The following is an 18,848-nucleotide window of genomic DNA, read 5'->3' as shown; positions in this document are numbered from 1 at the left end:
TCTGTTCGCTGAATTCTGAAACCTGAACCCTGAGCCCTGAGCCCCTCCGTCACCCTTCCCCGCGCCGCTCCAGGACGCGCAGACCGCCGTACGCCGCAGCGCCCGCCCACAGGGCCATGATCAGCAGCCCGGTCCAGTAGCCGTAGTGGATGCCCGGCTCGGGCTGGGTGCGCATCGCGTACAGGCCGGCCCGGTCGGGCAGGAACTGGCAGACCTCGCGCACGCCGGGGATCGCCGCGAGGAAGGTCGTGCCGAGGAACAGCAGCGGGGTGAGCAGGCCGAGGGCGGCGCTGAAGTTGCCCAGCATCGCGGTGACTCCGAGGCAGAGCACCACCAGCAGCGGGTGGTAGAGCACGCCGGCCAGGAAGCTGCGGCTCAGCCCGGGAGTGGACGTGTCCAGGCCGACGGTGGCGGCGACGGCCAGGAAGGAGCCCGCCGTCGACAGCAGCCCGAGCAGCAGTCCCAGCCCGGCGCCGAGCAGCAGTTTGGCGCCGTACAGCCGCCCGCGCCGGGGGACGGCGGTGAGCGAGACGCTGATCATGCGGGTGTTGAACTCCTGCCCGATGAGCAGGATCCCCGCGCAGGCCACGGCGACGTGGCCGAACAGCAGCCCGTAGTAGATCCCGCCGGCCGGGTCCTCGCCGGGGGTGTGGTCCTTCGTGCCGTAGGCGAGGTTGACGGCCGCGGTGATGCCGACGGTCAGCACCAGGGCGGTCAGCGGGGCGGCCCACTGCGAGGGCAGGGTGGTGAACTTGATCCGTTCGGCGCGCAGGGCGGTGATCGGGCCCGGGTTCATCGTCGTTCTCCGTTCGTTCGTCATCCCGTCCGTCCATCCCGTCCGTCCATCCCGTCGTTCAGTCCCGCCCGTCCGGTGTCACGTGGTGCGCCGAAGGGCGCGCAGGCCGGCGTACGCCGCCGTGGCGGCCCAGAGCGTCATGATCAGCAGTCCGGTCCAGTGCCCGTAGGCGACGTCCGGGTCGTCGGCGTAGTGCAGCGCGTACTGGCCGGCGCGGTCGGGCAGGAACTGTGCCGCCAGCCGGGCCCCGGGCAGACCGCCGAGAGCCGGCGAGACCAGGAAGACGGTCGGGACGAGCAGGCCCATGGCGGCGGTGAGGTTGCCGAACAGCGCGGTCAGCCCGAAGCAGAACACCACCATCAGTGGCGGGTACAGCACCCCGGCGACGACGGCGCGGGTGAAGGCGGGGCCGTGCCAGTCGCCGGGGACGGTCGCCGCGTAGCCCGCGAAGGCACCCGCCGTGCCGGCCGCGCCGACGGCGAGGCCGACCAGTGCGCCGAGGGCGAGCTTCGCGCCGTACATCCGGGCGCGGCGGGGGACGGCGGTGAGCGAGACGTCGATCATGCGGGTGTTGAACTCCTGGCCGATCAGCAGGATGCCGAAGCAAGCCAGCGCCACGTGGCCGAAGTTGAGCCCGTAGAAGACGCCCACGCCAGGGTCGTCGACGATGTTGGGATCCGCGCCGCCGAGTGCGGCGCCCACGGCCGTGGTGACGCCCGCGGTGAGCAGCAGGGCGAACAGCGGGGTGAGCCAGAGCGATCGGAGGGTGGTGAACTTGATGCGTTCGGCGCGCAGGACCTGGAGGATGTGCGCCGCGGGGGCGAGGGTGCTCATGCCGCCACCTCCGCGCGGTACTCGACGCTGTCGGCGGTCATCCGCATGAACGCGTCCTCCAACGAGTCCTGTTGGACCGCGATCTCGTACAGCACCACCCCGTGGGCGGCGGCGAGCGCGGCGATCCGCTCGGGTTCGGCGCCGGTCACCTCCCAGGCGCCGCCGTCGACCCGGACGGCGGTGAAGTCGTGGCCCTCGCCGTCGAACAGCGCGGCCAGCTTGGCCGGGTCGACGGCGCGCACCCGGATCCTGGTGCGGCCGTGCCGGTCGATGAAGTCGGCGGTGGCGGCGTCCGCGAGCAGTCGGCCGCGGCCGATCACCACCAAGTGGTCGGCGGTGAGCGCCATTTCGCTCATCAGGTGGGAGGAGACCAGCACCGCGCGTCCCTCGGCGGCCAGTCGGCGCAGGAGCGTGCGGATCCAGCGGATGCCTTCCGGATCGAGGCCGTTCACCGGCTCGTCCAGCAGCAGGACCGCCGGGTCGCCGAGCAACGCGGCCGCGACGCCGAGGCGCTGGCGCATCCCGAGCGAGAAGCGGCGGATCCGCCGGCCGGCGGCGTCGGTCAGGCCGACCTGGCCGAGCACCTCGTCCACCCGGCCCTCCGGCAGCCCGTTGCTGGCGGCGAGCCAGCGTAGGTGGCCGCGCGCCGTCCGGCCGCCGTGCAGGGCCTGGGCGTCCAGCAGTGCGCCGACCTGCCGCAGCGGGTCGGTGAGTTCGGCGTACGGGCGGCCGGCGACGAGGACCCGTCCGGCGGTGGGCCGCTCCAGGCCCAGGGCGAGGCGCATGGTGGTGCTCTTGCCGGCCCCGTTCGGGCCGAGGAAGCCGGTCACCACGCCGGGCCGGACCTCGAGGCCGAGGTCGTCGACGACACGTCGTCCGCCGTACTCCTTGGTGAGGCCCTGGATTTCGATCACGGCCGCGCTCCCCTCTGGTGGTCCGGTGCCGGGTGGTCCGGTGTCCGGCGCCGACGTCCGGCCGGCGATCACATTCCACCGGAGCGGAGGCCTCGCCGGATCCCGCCGCGGAGTGGAGCCGTCTCCCTCCCGGGAGGGAGCCCGGCCCCGGCCCCGGGTGTGACGCCCGCCCGGCCGTTGACCTGGCAGGATGTCCCGGTGACCGAGACCGCAGTGACCAAGACTGCAGTGACCAAGGCTGCAGTGCCCGAAGCCGCGGTGACCGGGGCCGCGGTGCCCAAGGCCGAGGTGCCGAAGGCGGCCGTGCCCAGGACCGCCGTGCCCGGGTTCCTCGCGCCGCTGCTGGCCGGTGCCACGTACGCGCGGCTGCTGCACCTCCTGGTCGGATGGATCTTCATGGGGGTCATCCTGCTGATCTATCCCGGGACGTACGGGCTGACGCTCGGCCGGCTCGTGGCGGAGGCCGCCGCGGTGGACTCCGCCCTGCTGGTGCTCGTCGCCCTCATCCCGGCGGCGCGGCGGGCGGAAGGGGTCCAGGCCAGGCTGTTGCTGGTGCCCGACCGGGAGCAGGACATCGCCGTCGACCCCTCCGGGGGCTGGGCCGACCGGTGGCGCACCGCGCTCTGGCTGATCGGCCGGGTCGTGCTCGGCTCGGCCGTCGGGATGGCGACGGTCCTCTGCATCAATGGCGGTTCCGGTCTGCTGGCCGGTCCGCAGGGGCTGAACTGCCTCCTGCTGCTGCCGGTGGCGCTGCTCGGCTACGGGTGGCTGGTGGTGGGTGCCGGGCGGCTCCAACTCGCCATGGCCGTACGGCTGTTGGGGCCGTCGCCGGCCGAGCGGCTGGCCGAGGCGGAGCTGCGGGCCGAACGTCTCCTGGAGCGCAACCGGTTGGCCCGCGAGCTGCACGACTCGATCGGCCACGCACTGACGGTGACGGTCATTCAGGCGGGCGCCGCGCGGGAGGTCGGGGACCCGGCCTTCGTCGCCAGGGCGCTGGAGGTCATCGAGGAGACCGGCCGGCAGGCCATGGAGGACCTCGAACGCACCCTCGTGCTGCTGCGCGAGGCCCCCGAGGGCGCGACCACCGAACACCCGGGCGTCGACCAGTTGCCCGCGCTCTTCGAGACCGTACGGGCGGCCGGCAGCCCGGTCGAGGCGCGGGTCGACCTGCCGGCGGGGAAGCTGCCCGGGGTGCTCTCCCGGGAGTCCTACCGGATCGTCCAGGAAGGCGTCACCAACGCGCTCAAGTACGCGCCCGGCGAGCCGGTCAGCGTCCGGATCGCCGTCCAGGACGGGCAGTTGGAGCTGCGCTGCGCCAACGCGCTGTCGGTCGGCGGGACCACCGCGGCCCGGCACCCCGGCGCCGGAGCGCGCAAGGGCGGCAAGGGGCTGCGCGGCATCCGCGAACGGGCCACGCTGCTCGGCGGGGAGGCCACGGCCGGGCCGGCGCAGGACGGCAGCGGGGAGTGGGTACTGGCCGTCCGGCTGCCCCTACGCTTGGGGTCGTGACGAACGATCTTGTGGTGGACGGCCCGACCAAGGGGGCTGCCGGGGTGACGGACATCCTGCTCGCGGACGACGAGGAGCTGGTCAGGTTCGGCCTGCGGGCCGTCCTGGAGGCGCAGGGGGACCTGCGGGTGGTCGGCGAGGCCGCCGACGGCGCCGAGGCGGTGGCGATGGCCCGTACGCTGCGCCCGCACGTCGTGCTGATGGACGTCCGGATGCCGGTGATGGACGGACTGGCCGCCACCCGCGAACTGCTGCGCCCCGGCGCACCGGGCGAACGGCCGCCGCGGATCCTGGTCGTGACCACCTTCGAGAACGACGACTACGTCTACCAGGCGCTGCGCGCGGGCGCCGACGGCTTCCTGCTCAAGCGCTCCCGCCCGGCCGAGATCGCGCACGCGGTCCGGCTGGTGGCCGCGGGCGAGACGCTGCTCTTCCCCGCCGCGATCCGGCGGCTGGCGGCCGGGCACGGCAACCCCACCGCCCGCGCCACGATGGAACGGGCGGCGCTGACCGAGCGGGAGGCGGAGGTGCTGCGGCTGGTCGCCGGCGGCCTCAGCAACGGGGAGATCGCCGAGCGGCTGTTCCTCGGCGTGCAGACGGTGAAGACGCACGTCAGCAGCGTGCTGGCGAAGCTGGGCGCGCGGGACCGCACCCAGGCGGTGATCGCCGCGTACGAGTCGGGGTTCGTCGAGCCGTCGGAGTAGGGCGCGTCCGGGGGCCCCGGTCCTCCGGGGTCCCCCGGGGTTCCCCCGGTCCCCCCGCGGTTCACGGCCGACGGGGGGCTCAGGCCGGGTAGGCGTGGGTCTGGGTCGCCTTGACCGAGGCCCAGACCGTGACCCCCGGTGCCAGCTCCAGCTCCGCGACGGCGGCCGGGGTGAGGTCGGCGGCCATCGGCAGGTCGCCGGCCAGGTCGGCGCGGACCCGGTCGGCGTGCAGGTCCAGGCCGATGACCTCGGCCTTCCACAGGTTGCGCGCGCTGGACTGCGGCCGTTCCCGGTGGAGCGTCACGGCGGACGGCGGGAAGGCGACGAACGCCGGGCCGTCCACCTCCTCGGTGGTGGCCACGACGGTGCCGTCCGGGAGCGTGACACGGGTGCCCTCGGACCGGCCCTGGTACAGGTTCAGCCCGACCAGGCGGGCGATGTAGTCGGTGCGCGGCCGCCGGGCGACCTCCGCCGGACTGCCGGACTGCACCTCCTGCCCGTGCTCGATCACCACCAGCCGGTCGGCCAGCACCATCGCGTCCAGCGGGTCGTGCGTCACCAGCACCGCCACCGCCTCGAACTCGGCCAGGTGGCGGCGGAGTCGGGCCCGTACGTCCAGGCGGGTACGGGCGTCCAGGGCGGCCAGCGGCTCGTCCAGCAGGAGCAGCCGGGGGCGGACGGCGAGCGCCCGGGCCAGCGCGACCCGCTGCGCCTGGCCGCCGGAGAGCCGGCCGGGGCGGACCGAGGCGTGGTCGGCCAGGCCCATCCGCTCCAGCCAGTCGGCGGCCTCGGCCCGGGCGGCGCGCTTGGAACGGCCCTGGCAGCGCGGGCCGAAGGCGATGTTGTCGAGCGCGCTGAGGTGCGGGAAGAGCAGGTAGTCCTGGAACACCACGCCGACCGGCCGTTCCTCGGCGGGGGTGTGCACGCGCTCGGCCGGGTCCTCCAGGAGGCGGCCGTCCAGGCGCAGGTGGCCGCCGGTGAGCGGGAGCAGGCCGGCGAGGGCGCGCAGCGCGGTGGACTTGCCGGCGCCGTTGGGGCCGAGCAGGGCGATCACCTCGCCGGGGGCGGCGGTGAGGGCGAGGTCCAGGGTGAACGCGGCGCGGTCGACCCGCAGTCGGGCGTCGAGCGCGGTGCTCGGGAGGCGTTCGGTGCTCGGGAGGTGTTCGGTGCTCATCGGGTCGGCGTCCAGGTGTCCGAGGGGGTGGCCGAGGAGACGTCAGGGGAGACGTCGAGGGAGGCGTCCGAGGAGGCGGGGGTGGTGGCGGGCGGCGTCACGGCGTCGACAGCCAGCGGTCGCGCAGGCCCGCCAGGACCGCGACGGAGACCACCAGCAGCACCAGCGACAGCGCGATCGCGGCCTGCGGGTCGGACTCCATGGCCAGGTAGACGGCCAGCGGCATGGTCTGGGTACGGCCGGGGAAGTTGCCCGCGAAGGTGATCGTCGCCCCGAACTCGCCGAGCGCCCGGGCCCAGGCCAGGACCGCTCCGGCGGCGATCCCCGGGGCGATCAGCGGCAGGGTGACCCGCCGGAACGCGGTCAGCCGGGAGGCGCCCAGGGTCGCGGCCGCCTCCTCGTAGCGGGGGTCGGCGGCCCGCAGCGCGCCCTCGACGCTGATCACCAGGAACGGCATCGCCACGAAGGCCTCGGCGATCACGACCCCGGTGGTGGTGAACGGCAGCGTGATGCCGAACGCCGAGTCCAGCCAGGAGCCGACGATGCCGCGCCGCCCGAGCACCAGCAGCAGCGCCACACCGCCGACCACCGGCGGCAGCACCAGCGGCAGGGTGACCAGCGCCCGGATCACCCGCCGGCCCGGCAGCTCGGTGCGGGCGAGTAGCCAGGCCAGCGGGACGCCGAGGACCAGCGACACGGCGGTGGCCGCCGTCGCGCTGATCAGCGACAGACGCAGCGCCTCCCAGACGGCGGTGCTGGTGAGCTGCTCGGACAGGCCGCTCCACGGCGCCCGGACCAGCAGCCCGACCAGCGGGAGGATCAGGAACGCCAGCCCGAGCAGCGCCGGGAGCAGCAGGGTGACCGGGACCCGGTGCGTGCGCGACCGGCGCCGACGGCGGCGCGGCAGGGCCTGCGCGGGTCCCGCCGGGTCTGCGGGTCCTGCCGGGCCCGTGGGTCCGGCCGCGTCGCTCTTCCCGGAGCCGGCGGTGGTGCGGTCGTTCACGGCGCCTGGAAGCCCGCCGCGGTCAGCACCTGCTTGGCCTCGGGCGACTGGACGTACGCGACGAAGGCGGCGGCGCCGTCCTTGTTCGGCGCCTTGGCGAGCGCGGCGATCGGGTAGTCGTTCACGGCCTTGTCGGCCTCGGGGAAGTCCACACCGTCGATCTTCGCAGCATCGGCCCGCACATCGGTCTTGTACACCAGCGAGGCGTCGACCTCGCCGAGTTCGACCTTGGTGAGGGCGCCCTTGACGTCCTGTTCCAGGGTGACCGGGGTGAGGTCGAGGCCGGCGGCCTTGAGCGCGGTCTGCGCGGCGGCGCCGCAGGGCACCTCCTTCGCGCACAGCGCGACCTTCACCCCGGAGGCGGTGAGGTCCTTGAGGCCGGCGACGTGCTTGGGGTTGCCCTTGGGCACGGCGATGGTGAGCGTGTTCTTGACGAAGGTCGCCGGCTGGCCGCTCGCGCCGCCCGCGTCGGTCACGGTCTTCATGGTGGCCGGGCTGGCGGCGGCGAACACGTCCGCCGGGGCACCGGAGTTGATGCTGGTCGCGAGGGCGGAGCTGCCGCCGAAGTTGAAGGTGACCTTGCTGGCCGGGTTGGCGGCCTCGAACTTCTTGCCGAGCTCGGTGAAGGTCTCCTTGAGCGAGGCGGCGGCGAAGACGGTGATGGCGCCGCTGGCCTTCGGCACCCCGCTGCCCGTGGCGGAAGCGCCGGAAGCGGTGGAACCGGTGGAACCGGCGGAGTTCGCGGAGGCGGCGGCCGAGCTGGAGGAGGCCGAGGACGTGCCGCCGTCGCTGCCGCAGGCGGTGGCCCCGAGGCTGAGGACGAGGGCCGCGGCGGCGGCGGCGACGGCGAGTCTGCGGGTGGTGCCGGTGGTACTCATCGGTGCTTCCCCTCCGGGGTGCGCGCCGGGAGGGGCGCGAGGGCGTGGCCGCAGCTGCGGCCATTACGGCGATCATAGTGCCGCATATGCGAGCGATAAATCCTCTGTCTCTTTGCACAGGCGGTGACGGGCGGGGGTGCCGGGGCCGCTGTGGGATGGCTCAAAAGGGGTGACGGGCGGGGGTGGTTGCCGGGTGCTCCCGGAGCGGTCGGGGGCGCGCTGGGGTGCTCTGGGGCGAGCCGGCGTGAGCTGGGGGCGCGCGGAAAATGCGTCGCGCCGGGAGAGGTGAGCGGCCAGAGTGGTGACCGTCCGCGACCGGGCCGCGCGGTCGCGCCGCCACGGTCGAACCAAGGGGAGGAGTCCGTCCCATGTCCACGCTGCGCGTCACCGTCGAGAAGCTGACCGTCCTGGAGCACCCGAACGCCGATGCCCTGGAGCTCGCACAGGTCGGCCTCTACCGGGCGGTGGTCGCGAAGGGTGTGTACCGGACCGGTGACCACGCCGTCTACATCCCCGAACAGTCGGTGCTCCCCGAGGAGTTGATCGCGGAGCTGGGGCTGACCGGAAAGCTGGCCGGCGCCGCGGCGAACCGGGTGAAGGCGGTACGGCTGCGCGGCGAGCTGTCGCAGGGCATCGTCTGCCGTCCCGCCGCGCTCGCCGGCACCGACCTGGCCGCCGCGGCCGAGCGCGGCGAGGACTTCGCCGAGCTGCTCGGCGTGGTCAAGTGGCAGCCTCCGGTGCCGACGTCGATGAGCGGCGACGTGGTCAGCGCCCCGGACCTGCTGCCCTGGGTGGACATCGAGAACCTCAAGCGCTACCCCGACGTCTTCGAGCCCGGCGAGCCGGTGGTGCTGACCGAGAAGCTGCACGGCAGCTGCTGCCTGGTCACGTACACCGCCGCGACCGGCGAGACGCGGGTGTCGTCCAAGGGGATCGGCGCGCAGGGCCTCGCGCTGGTCGAGGACGAGCGCAACCTCTACTGGCGGGCGGTGCGCGCCCACGACATCCCGGCGGTGGCGGCCCGGCTGGCGGAGCGGCTCGGCGCCGAGCGGGTCGGCATCTTCGGCGAGGTCTTCGGGGAGGGCGTGCAGGACCTGAGCTACGGCGCCTCCTCGCGCACCGACCGGCCCGGGTACGCGGCGTTCGACGTGTCGGCCGTCGTGGACGGTCAGCTGGTCTGGCTGTCCGCGCCCGAACTGCTGGACGGTGAACTGCCGTTGGTGCCCGAGCTGTGGCGCGGCCCGTTCGACCCGGAGGTCGTGCTGGGGCACGCCCGCGGCAAGGAGACCCTCTCCGGTCGCGAACTCCACCTGCGCGAGGGCGTCGTGGTGCGGCCGGTGACCGAGCGGTGGAGCCCGGTGCTCGGCGCCCGGGCGATCGCCAAGGTGGTCAGCGACGCCTATCTGACGCGCAAGGGCGGCACCGAGTACGAGTAGGAGCCGGGTGGCGGCCGCCCACTCCTTCCGGTATTGACTACCCGTCAGTAGAGTCGACGGTGCGCATCCCTGTGCAGAAGGAGTCGCTCATGGCCGCCACTACCGCCGTACCCGGACCGGCCGGGAACCCCCTGGTGGGATCGCTGTTCGACCTCACCCGCCGTCCGTTGCGCACCTACCTCGCGGCCCGCCGCGACCACGGGGACGTGGTGCGGCTCCAGGCCGGTCCGCCCGGTCTCCGGGTCGAGTTCTACGCGATCTTCTCCCCGGACGGCGTCCAGCAGGTACTCGGCGGCGAGGCGGCCAACTTCCGCAAGGAGAGCGCCTTCTACGACGAGCTGCGGACCAGCGTCGGCAACGGGCTGCTGACCAGCCAGGACGCTGACTACCAGCGCCAGCGCCGGCTGATCCAGCCGCTGTTCACCCGCCGCCGGGTGGACGGCTACGCGGACGTGATCGCGCAGGAGGCGCAGTCGCTGACCGAGCGGTGGCGGGCCGCCCCGGACGGGGTGGTGGACGCGGCGGAGGAGATGTCGCGGTACACGATGCGGGCCGTCGCGCGGATCCTCTTCGGCGCGGACGTCGAGGAGGCGGCGGAGGTGGTCCACCACAACTTCCCGTTGCTCGGCGAGTACGTCAAGGAGCGCGGCTTCGCCCCGGTCCGCTTCCCGCGCACCTGGCCGACCCCGGGCAACCGGCGCGGTCTCGGAGCGCAGCGGGCGCTGTACGAGGTCTGCGACCGGATCATCGCGGAACGTGCCGCGCGCGGCAGCGGCGACGAGGACGCGGACGACCTGCTCACCCTGCTCGGGCGGGCACGCGGCGAGGACGGGGAGCGGCTGGACCCGGCCGAACTCCGGGACCAGGTACTCGTGTTCCTGGTCGCCGGGCATGAAACCACGGCGACCTCGCTGGCGTTCGCGCTGCACCTGCTGGCCAAGCACCCGGAGCAGCGGAAGCTCGCCCAGGAGGAGGCGCGGACCGTCCTGGCCGGGCGGGCGCCGACCGCGGCGGACCTGGAGGCGCTGCCGTACCTCACCCGGGTGCTGAAGGAAGCGATGCGGCTCTACCCGGCGGCGTCGCTGGTCGGCCGGCGGGCGGTCGACGAGACCGTCGTCGACGGGTACGTCATCCCGGCGGGGGCACAGGTCGTCGTGGCGCCGCTGGTCACCCACCGGCACCCCGACCACTGGGCGGACCCGGAGCGCTTCGACCCGGACCGCTTCCTGCCGGAGGAGGAGAAGGCCCGGCACCGTTACGCCTGGTTCCCCTTCGGCGGTGGGCCGCGGGCGTGCATCGGGCAGCACTTCTCGATGCTGGAATCGGTGCTGACGCTGGGCGTGCTGCTGCGGGACTTCGAGGTGGAGGCGGTGGACCGTCGGGTGGCACTCGCCCAGGGGATCACCCTGCGGGCGGCGAGCCCGATGCGGATCCGGGTGACGGCCGGCGGCTGACGGCTGGTGGCTGACGGGGGTCGGCGGGCAGAAGACTGCGGCCGGCGGACAACAGACAGCGGACAGATAACAGCGGACAGATTTCAGAGTCTGTTATCTGTCCGCTGTCTGTTGTCATCTGTTCGCCGCGGCTCGGCGCGGTGTCCACGGTCCGGGCACACGACCGGGTCATTCGAACACATCACCCGCCGCCTGCGGGCAGCTTTTCAGATCTTCGGGTGGCAGTTTCCGGCCGCTCGATAGCGTCCCACGCACCCCAGGCCGAAAGCGCACATGCGGCTGGCATATGACGAGACCTGAACAGGACGAGACCTCGCCGCCGGTCGCATGGAGTCCGCCCGGCCCGGGGTGCCCGGGCGCACCGCGTACCGCCCCGGGCCCGACCGGTCGACCGGAGGTCCCATGGGCACCCTCAACCACCTCAGCCTCGGCTGGCTGACCCCCGTCCTCTCGTACCTGATGGCCTGCGCGGGTGCCGCCCTCGGGCTGCGCTGCACCCTGCGCGGCCTGGCCGCGACCGGTTCCGCCCGGCGCAACTGGCTGCTCACCGCCGCCGCCGCGATCGGCTCCGGAATCTGGACCATGCACTTCGTCGCCATGTTCGGCTTCGCCGTCGACGGCACCGAGCTGCGCTACAGCGTCCCGCTGACCGTCCTCAGCCTGGTGGTCGCGGTGCTGGTCACCGGCCTCGGCCTGACCGTGGTCTGCTACGGCCGGCACCGCGGCCTCGCCCTGCTGGCCGGCGGCGTCACCACCGGCCTCGGCGTCGCCGCGATGCACTACCTCGGCATGGCCGCCGTCCGGATGCACGGCGGCCTGCGCTACGACGCGGGGACGGTCGCGCTGTCCGTCCTGGTCGCGGTCGGCGCGGCCACCGCGGCGCTCTGGGCCGCCGTCACCATCCGCAACGTCTACGCGGCCGGGGCCGCCGCGCTGGCCATGGGCCTGGCCGTCAGCTGCATGCACTACACCGGCATGGCCGCCGTCCACGTCCGGCTGGAGCCGACCCGGGCCGGCCTCGGGGGCGCGACCCCGATGGAGTTCGTGTTCCCGCTCGCCGTCGGCCTGGGCTCGTTCCTCTTCCTCGCCTCGGCCTTCGTCGCGCTCTCGCCGACCGCCCAGGAGCGGGCCGGCTACCGGGAGGCGGGCGAACTGGCCATCGAGGAGTTCCCCGCCGCGGCCGCCCGTCCCGAGGCCGCTCCTCCCGCGCCCGCCCGCCCCAGCGCCGAGCACCACGAGCGCGCGGCCTGAGCGCCGTCCGGAGGTCATCCGGCCCGCACCTCTCCCTCTCCCGCCCTTCCCGCCTCGAAAGGCTCCCCCCGCATGCGAGAACACCGCGGTACCGCCCCCGGTACCCGCCGGGGTGCCCATGCCGGGCCGCCCGCCCGGCCGCCGCGCCCGGGCGCCTGGCTGCGCGGGCTGCGCCCCCGGACCGTCCGGGCCCGGATCATCGCCCTGCTGATGGTCCCGGTGGTCTCGGTCATCGCCCTGTGGGGGTTCGCCACCGTCACCACCGCCCAGGGCGTCTGGGACCTGCTGCGCCAGCGCGACGCCCAGCGCACCGTACTCACCCCCGTCGCCGGGACGGTCGCCGGGCTGCAGGCCGAACGCGCCGCCGCCGGACAGCTGTTGGCCGCCCCGGCGACCGCCCCCGGCGCCGCCCGGGAGAGCGCCCTGCGCGAGGCCGCCGCCGCCACCGACCGCGCGGTCACCCCGCTGTTCCCCGACCCCCGGCACCCCGACCGGGGCTACAACCGAGCCGACGCCCAGGGCCTCGGCGGTGACGCGGCCGGCCGGCTGGACGCCCTCGGCGCCGCTCTCGCCACCTTGCCCGAGCTGCGCGGCCGGGTGCTGGCCCGGAGCGTCGGCTGGCCCGAGGTGTACGGCGCGTACGGCGAGGCGGTGGACCGGGCGCTCGCCGCGGCCGGTGCCGTCACCCCGCCGCAGGACGGCCCGGCGGCCGGCGACGCCCGGGTGCTGCTGGAACTGGCCCGGTCACGCGAGCTGTTGGCCCGTGAGGACGCCCTGCTGCGCGCCGCCCAGCTCTCCGGTGCTCCGACCGACGACCAGCTGCGGGAGTTCTCCGGCGCGGCCTTCGCCCGACGGGAGTTCGAGCGGGGCGCCGCCGCCGGCCTGCGCCCCGCCGACCGGGAGGCACTGCTCGCCGTGACCGGTGGCCAGGACCACCGCGAACTGGTCGGGTACGAGGAGAGGGTCCGCGCGGCCGTCGACGGTCGGGCAGCCGTCGCCGCGCTGCCGGCGGACCGGTGGGCGATGGTCGCCGGGAACGTCGCGAGCGGCCTGCGCACCGTCGAGGACCGGGCCGGGAGGGTCGCCGCGGAAAGCCGGAACCCGTACGCCCTGGGCCTGTTCACCCCGGCCGGGACGGCCGTGGTGCTCGGGCTGGTCGGCGTGGTGGCCTCGCTGGTGATCTCGGTGCAGATCGGACGCGGCCTGGTGACCGAGCTGATCGGACTGCGCAACTCGGCACTTGAGCTGGCCGGTCGCAAACTCCCCGCCACCATCCGGAAGTTGCGCGCGGGGGAGGCGGTGGACATCGACGCCGAGGCGCCGCGGCCGGCGGGCCGGGGCGATGAGATCGGCCAGGTGCACCGGGCGCTCGGCACTGTCCAGCGGGCTGCCGTCACGGCGGCGGTCGAGCGGGCCGAGGTGCTGTCCGGGGTGTCCGGGGTGTTCGTCAACCTCGCCCGTCGCAGCCAGGTCCTGGTGCACCGCCAACTCACCTTGCTGGACGCGATGGAGCGGCGCACCGAGGACCCGTCCGAGCTGGCCGACCTGTTCCGGCTCGACCACCTCACCACCCGCATGCGCCGCCACGCCGAGGGCCTGATCATCCTCTCCGGCTCCGCCCCCGGCCGGGGCTGGCGCCGGCCCGTCCCGCTGGTGGACGTGGTGCGCGCGGCGGTCTCGGAGGTCGAGGAGTACGCCCGGGTCGAGGTGCACCCGCTGCCCCGCGCTGCCGTCGCCGGGCACGCCGTCGCCGACCTCACCCACCTGGTCGCCGAACTGGTCGAGAACGCCACCGGATTCTCCCCGCCGCACACCCGGGTGCACATCCGGGGCGAGCAGGTCGGCACCGGCTACGCGTTGGAGATCGAGGACCGCGGCCTCGGCATGGGCCCGGAGGCCCTGGCCGCCGCCAACCGGCGGATCGCCGCGGCCGAGCAGAGCGACCTCTTCGACAGCGACCGGCTCGGCCTGTTCGTGGTCAGCCGGCTCGCCCGGCGCCAGGACGTCAGGGTCTCGCTGGTGACCTCCGCGTACGGCGGCACCACCGCCGTGGTCCTGCTGCCCACCGTGCTGCTGGCCGGCGGGACGGCGGGCGGCGTGATGGGCGGTGTGATGGGTGGTGCGGCGGACGGGCGGTGCCGGACCTTCGAGCAGGATCCGGATCCGCTCGGGCCCGGACAGCCGCTCGGGCCCGAGCAACCAGTGTGGCCTGAGCGGGAGTTCGGCCCGACGGGCGGGGGCTACCCGCTGCGTGCGGGCCGTGAAGGACTTCCGGCGGCGGGTGGGCCGCCGCCGGAGGGTGGGGCGCTGCTGCCGTTCGGCGTCCCGGGGGCCGACCCCGGGACGCCCGCGCGCCGCCCCCCGTCCCGGGCCTCCGGTGCCCGGGCGGCCGGTCCGGCTGCGGACGGGGGCCAGGGTGCCGCCGCCCGTCCGCAGTCCGGGCCGCCGCAGCCGTACCGCCCGGGGCGTGAGCCGGGTCCCGAGGCGGGGCCGCGGCCGGGGCCGGGACCGGATCCGTTGCGGGTGTCCGATGATCGTCAACCTGTCCCGGACCCCGAGGAGTTGCCACGCCGGACCCGGCAGGCGAGCCTCGTACCGCAACTGCGCGAGGCCCCGGAGGCCCCGGACCGGCGCACCCGGCGTCCGGGCACGGGCCTGGGCACCTCCGCCGGTACGGGCGGTAGCGCAGAGGTCCGCCATCCCGGAGGCCGCAGCCCCGAGGCGGCGCGCGCGGCGATGGCGGCCTTCCAGCGTGGGTGGGCACGCGGGCTGCGCCCCGAGGACGGGCGTCCCGACCGGACCGCCGACCGGACCGCCGACCGGACCGCCGACCGACTCGCCGACCTCCCGCCGCCGCAGGGCCCGCGCGGCCCCCTGTCCCCGCCCCGACCCGAAGGAGAGCGTCCGTGATCGGCACCACCCACCGTGCGGGGGAGCTGAACTGGCTCCTCGACGAACTGGTCCGGCGCGCCCCCGAGGTCCGCTTCGCCGTGATGCTCTCCGCCGACGGTCTGGCCGTGGGCAGTTCGGCCGGGCTGCCGCGCGAGGACGGCGAGCACCTGGCGGCCGTCGCCTCCGGCTTCCACAGCCTGGCCAAGGGGGCCGGACGGCACTTCGGTGCCGGTGAAGTCCGGCAGACCATGGTCGAGTTGGAGGGCGGCTACCTGCTGGTCGCGGCGGCCGGGGAGGGTACCTGCCTGGCCGTGTTCGCCGGTGCCCGGGCCGACCTCGGCCTGATCGCCTACGAGATGGCCAGACTGGTCCGCCGGGTCGGGGAGCACCTGAGCGCCTCACCGCGCGCGGTGGACGGCTGGTGAGCCCGGTGCCCCGCCCGTCTGCCGAGGGATCGTCCGGCGACCGGAGTCCGGAACACCCGCGGGGCGAGTCCGACCCGCACTCCCACGATCCGGACTCCCACAGCCCGCACTCCCGCAACCCGCTCGCCGCCGCCCACCGGGCGCGCTGGTACGACGACGAGGCCGGACCGCTGGTCCGCCCGTACACGATGACCCGGGGGCGCACCGGGGCCGGCGGGCAGCAGCTCGACCTGATCGCGGTGGTCGTCTGCGATCCCGCCCACCCGGTGTTCGCCCCGGACGCGCCCGAGCCGCCGGTCGGCCCCGAACAGGCGCGCATCCTCGCGCTCTGCCGGGGCACCCCGCTGTCCGTCGCCGAGCTCGCCGCCGACCTCGACCTGCCGGTGGGCGTCGTGCGGGTGCTGCTCGGAGACCTGCTGGCGGCCGGGCTCATCCGGGTCAGCCGCCCCGTTCCACCCGCCCTGCTCCCCGACGAGCGCATCCTCCAGGAGGTCATCCATGGACTCCGTGCACTCTGACCGCCCGACCGATCGGACGGACAAGACGGATAGGAACGATCCGGCCCATCCGACCCATCCGGCCGGGCCGGCCGCGGCGGAGGACCCCGAGGGCACCGTGCTGGCGCTCAAGATCCTGGTGGCGGGCGGCTTCGGGGTCGGCAAGACGACCTTGGTCGGGGCGGTCAGCGAGATTCGCCCGCTGCGCACGGAGGAGCGGCTGACCGAGGCCGGGCGCGGGGTGGACGACCTCGACGGGGTGGAGCGCAAGAGCACCACGACGGTGGCGATGGACTTCGGGCGGATCACCATCCGCGAGGGCCTCGCGGTCTACCTCTTCGGCACCCCGGGGCAGGACCGGTTCTGGTTCCTGTGGGACGAGTTGGCCCAGGGGGCGCTCGGCGCCGTGGTGCTCGCCGACACCCGTCGCCTGACCGACTGCTTCCCGGCCGTCGACTTCTTCGAGCACCGGGGCATCCCGTTCGTGGTCGCGGTGAACCGCTTCGCCGGCACCAGGGAGTTCGGCCCGGACGAGGTGGCCCGGGCGCTGGACCTGGACGCCGGGACGCCGGTGCTGCTCTGCGACGCGCGGCGCCGGTCGTCGGGCAAGGAGGTGCTGATCAACCTGGTCGAGCACGCCGGGCGGGTACGGGCCGCCCGGCTGCTCGCGGACGTCGCGCCGGTGGGGTGAGCGGGAGGGGGAGAGGGTGAGGGGGTGGGGGCGAGGGGAGAGGGCGATGGGTGGGGTCACCCCCTGGCCGCGGTCAGCCGCGCCACTGGAAGACGATCTTCGTCCAGCTGGACCCGGGGCAGTTGCCCCAGACGTCCCAGGCCTGCGGCCGGGCGCCGATCCACAGGCCGGTGCTGTGCGTTCCGTCGGCACAGTAGGTGATGGTGCGCAGCTGTCCGGAGTAGACGTAGCAGTAGCCCTCCCAGCGCCAGCCGTAGTTCGCGGTGATGGCGCAGCGGTAGGGCGAGGCGGCCACGGTGTTCGACGCGGCGACGGCCGCCGGGGTGACGCTCTGGTCCGGCGCGGGTGCCGCGGCGGCCGGCAGGGTGGTGGTCCCGAGCACGCCGAGGGCGGCCGCGGTGGCCATCCCGAACGTGGCGATCTTCCTGGCGATGCAACCTCGCACGGTGGTTCTCCTCACTGAACGGTTCTCGCTGAACGGTTCTCGTCGGGCGGAGCGCCCCGGCCGTCCCGGGGTCCGCGGGCGGAGGTGAACTCCCGCTCCCCGTAAGGCCGGTGACATGTTGCATACGAATGACTGCGCACAGTGAAACGACGGCCTATGATGTGACCTGTGTCACAAGCGGTCCCGGCTGGGCTGTGACCAGGCCCGGGCGGGTGTTCGGGGTGCCGACGTCCGGGGAGGGCGGCATGGCGGAGTGCGGCGGTCGGCCGGTGGACGGCGGACCGGAGAAGGGCTTCGGCCCGTCCGGGGACGGCGGCGGGTCGGCCGAGTTCAACCGGGTCTTCACCGGCCTGCTGCCCAGACTCCAGCAGGCGGCCGCCGTGCTCACCGGAAGTCCGCTCGCCGCCGGGGACGTCGTCCACGACGCGTACCTGCGGATCGCCCGCCGGCCGGAGCGCTTCCTCGGCCATCCGCAGCCCTACGCCTACGCGTTCACCACGATGGTGAACATCCTGCGCGACCAGTGGCGCCGCGAGCGGCGGCGGGTGCCGATGCCCGAGGTGCCGGAGCCGGGCGACGGCGGCGAGCGGGACCGCGCGGCGTCCGCCGCCCGGGCGGTCGGCGGGATGACGGAGCTGCAGGCGCGCTGGGAGGTGGTCCGGCTGCTGGGCTTCCTGACCGCCAAGCAGGCCCGCGCGGTGGCGCTGGTGGACCTCGACGGCTACACCGTCGACGAGGCCGCCGAGCTGCTCGGCCTCCATCGCAGCACCCTGGCCGTCACCCGCCGCCGGGCCCACGGGCGGCTGCGCGCCGTCCTCGAACGGGAGCGCGAGCGGGGGAGCGGATGACTCCCGCCCGGCGGCTCGACGCACCGTACTGACGACGAGTCAGCTGATGCGCGGCCCCGGCCCGTACGCTGAAAATCGTGATCACGTACGAGGACCACCGCCTGCGCGCCCTGGCCGAGGACGGCCGCTGGCAGGAGCTGCTCGCCGCCTACCGGCAGGGCCGGGCGGCCGCCGTGGTCGAGGCGGGCGAGGAGGCCGCAGCGGCCCTGACGGCGCCGCTCGGCCATCTGATCGCCTACGCGGCGCCGCCCGAGCTGGCCGTCCGGCTGTTCGACCGGGACGGCGGGGAGGGGACGGTCGCCGGGGTGGCCGACCACGACGCCGGTCCGCTCTGGGAGGTGCTGGCGACCCGGCACTCCTGGCTGCGGCTGGCCCCGCTGCTCGGCCCGGCCCCGGTACGCCGACTGGTCGCGCACACCCGGGTGCTGCTCGGCGAGGACCTCTCGTACGGGGCCGAGCCCGATCCGGAGGGCGTGCCGCTGCGGCTGGAGCCGTGGGAGGCGGCGGGCTGGGAGGAGGCGGTGCGGGTGCGCGAGTACCTGCCCGGCGGGGGTGCGCGGAGCGCGCTGCTGACCCTGCCGGCCAGTCGCGAGGGCCTCGGCGAGGTGGAGCTGCCGGCGCCGGTGGCGCGGGCGGACGGCCGGCCGGTCGGGCCGCGGGTCACCCGGGCGCGGGCCGAGCTCGGCGCGCTGGCGTCCTGGGCGGAGGTCGCGTGCGTCCGGGGGCAGGCCCCGCTGGCGGCCGCGCTGCTGGCCCGCAGCCGACGGGTGGTCGGCGGGTACCTGCCGTTCGCGCTGGCCTACCCGGCGCTGGTGCGGGCCGCCGCGGTCGGGCGGGCCCAGGGGTGCGCGCACGGGCGGCTGGGGCTGTGGCGGGCGCTGGCCGCGATGGCCGGCACGGACGGGCCGGAGCCGGGCGAGGTGAACGCGCTGGTGGCCCGGATGCGCTGCTTCACCTGGCAGGAGCCGGCCGCCGGGCTGCACCACCTGCACGTGGCGCTGGAGGATCCGGCCAGCGGGGTGGCCTGGGCGGTCAGCGGCTCGCAGGAGCTCTGAGGGGCGCGGTCGGGCGGTGGGGCCCCTCAGCCGGTGGGCCCC

The 18,848-nt window shown here is 75.0% G+C and carries 18 protein-coding genes; 11 read left to right on the top strand and 7 right to left on the bottom strand.

Annotation, left to right across the window (positions count from 1 at the left end):
- Positions 1-49 precede the first annotated feature (49 nt).
- From IE332_RS04875 to IE332_RS04865, 3 genes are read right to left on the bottom strand one after another with little or no spacing between them, the layout of a single operon-like run.
- Complete coding sequence (locus IE332_RS04875) at positions 50-820, bottom strand: ABC transporter permease (RefSeq protein ID WP_189913826.1); 771 nt, start codon at positions 818-820, stop codon at positions 50-52.
- Positions 821-874: 54 nt separating this feature from the next.
- Positions 875-1,630: an ABC transporter permease gene (locus IE332_RS04870; protein ID WP_189913825.1), complete on the bottom strand. Its 756-nt coding sequence runs from the start codon at positions 1,628-1,630 to the stop codon at positions 875-877.
- On the bottom strand, positions 1,627-2,544 hold the full coding sequence (locus tag IE332_RS04865; protein ID WP_189913824.1) for an ABC transporter ATP-binding protein: 918 nt from the start codon (positions 2,542-2,544) through the stop codon (positions 1,627-1,629). The genes IE332_RS04870 and IE332_RS04865 overlap by 4 nt, the downstream gene beginning before the upstream one ends.
- A 198-nt stretch (positions 2,545-2,742) precedes the next feature.
- On the opposite strand from IE332_RS04865, the gene IE332_RS04860 reads away from it, so the two are divergent.
- The gene (locus IE332_RS04860) at positions 2,743-4,053 is read left to right on the top strand and encodes a sensor histidine kinase (protein ID WP_308437524.1); all 1,311 of its coding nucleotides are present in this window, start codon (positions 2,743-2,745) and stop codon (positions 4,051-4,053) included.
- The gene (locus IE332_RS04855) at positions 4,050-4,757 is read left to right on the top strand and encodes a response regulator transcription factor (protein WP_229928301.1); all 708 of its coding nucleotides are present in this window, start codon (positions 4,050-4,052) and stop codon (positions 4,755-4,757) included. Before IE332_RS04860 ends, IE332_RS04855 begins: the two co-directional genes overlap by 4 nt.
- A gap of 79 nt (positions 4,758-4,836) precedes the next feature.
- Here IE332_RS04855 and IE332_RS04850 read toward each other — a convergent pair whose 3' ends face one another.
- The 3 genes from IE332_RS04850 to modA form a co-directional block, all read right to left on the bottom strand.
- On the bottom strand, positions 4,837-5,931 hold the full coding sequence (locus tag IE332_RS04850; RefSeq protein ID WP_189913823.1) for an ABC transporter ATP-binding protein: 1,095 nt from the start codon (positions 5,929-5,931) through the stop codon (positions 4,837-4,839).
- A 97-nt stretch (positions 5,932-6,028) separates the two neighbouring features.
- Positions 6,029-6,838, bottom strand: coding sequence for an ABC transporter permease (locus tag IE332_RS04845; RefSeq protein ID WP_229928360.1), 810 nt, complete (start codon positions 6,836-6,838; stop codon positions 6,029-6,031).
- Positions 6,839-6,930: 92 nt separating this feature from the next.
- Positions 6,931-7,812 (bottom strand): molybdate ABC transporter substrate-binding protein, encoded by an 882-nt coding sequence (gene modA / locus IE332_RS04840; RefSeq protein WP_189913821.1) that lies wholly within the window; start codon positions 7,810-7,812, stop codon positions 6,931-6,933.
- 368 nt (positions 7,813-8,180) lie between these two features.
- Between modA and IE332_RS04835 the strand changes: the two genes are divergently transcribed.
- The 7 genes from IE332_RS04835 to IE332_RS04805 all read left to right on the top strand — a co-directional run bounded on the left by IE332_RS04835 (position 8,181) and on the right by IE332_RS04805 (position 16,458).
- A complete protein-coding gene (locus IE332_RS04835; RefSeq protein WP_189913820.1) occupies positions 8,181-9,248 on the top strand; it encodes an RNA ligase (ATP) in 1,068 nt (355 codons plus the stop codon).
- A gap of 89 nt (positions 9,249-9,337) precedes the next feature.
- Positions 9,338-10,702 (top strand): cytochrome P450, encoded by a 1,365-nt coding sequence (locus tag IE332_RS04830; RefSeq protein WP_189913819.1) that lies wholly within the window; start codon positions 9,338-9,340, stop codon positions 10,700-10,702.
- Between the two features lie 402 nt (positions 10,703-11,104).
- Positions 11,105-11,953 (top strand): MHYT domain-containing protein, encoded by an 849-nt coding sequence (locus IE332_RS04825; RefSeq protein WP_189913818.1) that lies wholly within the window; start codon positions 11,105-11,107, stop codon positions 11,951-11,953.
- A gap of 72 nt (positions 11,954-12,025) precedes the next feature.
- Positions 12,026-14,863: a sensor histidine kinase gene (locus IE332_RS04820; RefSeq protein ID WP_189913817.1), complete on the top strand. Its 2,838-nt coding sequence runs from the start codon at positions 12,026-12,028 to the stop codon at positions 14,861-14,863.
- The gene (locus tag IE332_RS04815; RefSeq protein ID WP_189913816.1) at positions 14,860-15,270 is read left to right on the top strand and encodes a roadblock/LC7 domain-containing protein; all 411 of its coding nucleotides are present in this window, start codon (positions 14,860-14,862) and stop codon (positions 15,268-15,270) included. The genes IE332_RS04820 and IE332_RS04815 overlap by 4 nt, the downstream gene beginning before the upstream one ends.
- Positions 15,271-15,440: 170 nt before the next feature.
- Positions 15,441-15,788 carry a DUF742 domain-containing protein gene (locus tag IE332_RS04810; protein ID WP_229928359.1) on the top strand — a complete coding sequence of 116 codons (348 nt, stop codon included), beginning with the start codon at positions 15,441-15,443 and terminating at the stop codon, positions 15,786-15,788.
- Complete coding sequence (locus IE332_RS04805) at positions 15,769-16,458, top strand: GTP-binding protein (RefSeq protein WP_189913814.1); 690 nt, start codon at positions 15,769-15,771, stop codon at positions 16,456-16,458. The genes IE332_RS04810 and IE332_RS04805 overlap by 20 nt, the downstream gene beginning before the upstream one ends.
- A gap of 73 nt (positions 16,459-16,531) precedes the next feature.
- Here IE332_RS04805 and IE332_RS04800 read toward each other — a convergent pair whose 3' ends face one another.
- Positions 16,532-16,903, bottom strand: a complete 372-nt coding sequence (locus tag IE332_RS04800; protein WP_189913813.1) for a hypothetical protein — start codon at positions 16,901-16,903, stop codon at positions 16,532-16,534.
- Between the two features lie 245 nt (positions 16,904-17,148).
- Between IE332_RS04800 and IE332_RS04795 the strand changes: the two genes are divergently transcribed.
- Together IE332_RS04795 and IE332_RS04790 are read left to right on the top strand one after the other, a co-directional pair.
- Positions 17,149-17,751 carry an RNA polymerase sigma factor gene (locus tag IE332_RS04795; protein WP_189913812.1) on the top strand — a complete coding sequence of 201 codons (603 nt, stop codon included), beginning with the start codon at positions 17,149-17,151 and terminating at the stop codon, positions 17,749-17,751.
- Between the two features lie 77 nt (positions 17,752-17,828).
- Complete coding sequence (locus IE332_RS04790) at positions 17,829-18,806, top strand: hypothetical protein (protein ID WP_189913811.1); 978 nt, start codon at positions 17,829-17,831, stop codon at positions 18,804-18,806.
- Positions 18,807-18,848: the final 42 nt, after the last annotated feature.

It is taken from the genome of Kitasatospora xanthocidica, assembly GCF_014656195.1.
GTDB lineage: Bacteria > Actinomycetota > Actinomycetes > Streptomycetales > Streptomycetaceae > Kitasatospora > Kitasatospora xanthocidica.
The sequence above is the reverse complement of the archived record's forward strand: the minus strand, read 5'-3'. Positions and strand labels throughout refer to the sequence as shown.

What these genes read in the sequence shown, in the direction of transcription:
- modA (WP_189913821.1), bottom strand. Translation starts at nt 7,812, where the DNA reads ATGAGTACCACCGGCACCACCCGCAGACTCGCCGTCGCCGCCGCCGCC.
- IE332_RS04835 (WP_189913820.1), top strand. Translation starts at nt 8,181, where the DNA reads ATGTCCACGCTGCGCGTCACCGTCGAGAAGCTGACCGTCCTGGAGCAC.
- IE332_RS04795 (WP_189913812.1), top strand. Translation starts at nt 17,149, where the DNA reads ATGGCGGAGTGCGGCGGTCGGCCGGTGGACGGCGGACCGGAGAAGGGC.
- IE332_RS04875 (WP_189913826.1), bottom strand. Translation starts at nt 820, where the DNA reads ATGACGAACGAACGGAGAACGACGATGAACCCGGGCCCGATCACCGCC.
- IE332_RS04830 (WP_189913819.1), top strand. Translation starts at nt 9,338, where the DNA reads ATGGCCGCCACTACCGCCGTACCCGGACCGGCCGGGAACCCCCTGGTG.
- IE332_RS04825 (WP_189913818.1), top strand. Translation starts at nt 11,105, where the DNA reads ATGGGCACCCTCAACCACCTCAGCCTCGGCTGGCTGACCCCCGTCCTC.
- IE332_RS04820 (WP_189913817.1), top strand. Translation starts at nt 12,026, where the DNA reads ATGCGAGAACACCGCGGTACCGCCCCCGGTACCCGCCGGGGTGCCCAT.
- IE332_RS04850 (WP_189913823.1), bottom strand. Translation starts at nt 5,931, where the DNA reads ATGAGCACCGAACACCTCCCGAGCACCGAACGCCTCCCGAGCACCGCG.
- IE332_RS04805 (WP_189913814.1), top strand. Translation starts at nt 15,769, where the DNA reads ATGGACTCCGTGCACTCTGACCGCCCGACCGATCGGACGGACAAGACG.
- IE332_RS04870 (WP_189913825.1), bottom strand. Translation starts at nt 1,630, where the DNA reads ATGAGCACCCTCGCCCCCGCGGCGCACATCCTCCAGGTCCTGCGCGCC.